Source organism: Idiomarina sp. Sol25 (genome assembly GCF_033052775.1).
Lineage (GTDB): Bacteria > Pseudomonadota > Gammaproteobacteria > Enterobacterales > Alteromonadaceae > Idiomarina.
The window spans coordinates 1-274 of sequence record NZ_JAUPEW010000111.1; the positions used below are offsets into that span (position 1 = coordinate 1).

The 274-nt window shown below is 67.2% G+C and carries 1 protein-coding gene; it reads right to left on the minus strand.

The annotated features are described in order from the left end of the window. Nucleotides 1-274, minus strand: a 274-nt coding sequence (locus tag Q5L94_RS13675; protein ID WP_317498904.1) for a biotin/lipoyl-binding protein, incomplete at both ends; no start/stop codon positions are given.

The following is a 274-nucleotide window of genomic DNA, read 5'->3' on the forward strand; positions in this document are numbered from 1 at the left end:
TCCGACTGCACGGTGGCGGCCTGGGTTGCGTATTGCTGCTGCGAAATCGCCGTCTGCGCCGCCAGCGCCTTGTAGCGGCCCAGATCGACGACCGCGTTTCTGAGAGTCGCCTCATCGCGCGCGAGCTGGCCCTGCGCCTGCGCCAGCGCCGCCTGGAACGGGCGCGGATCGATCAGGGCAAGAGGGTCGCCGGCTTTCACGAGCTGGCCTTCCGTGAAAAAGAACTTCACGATCTGGCCGCCGACCTGCGGACGCACCGTCACGGTTGCAAGTG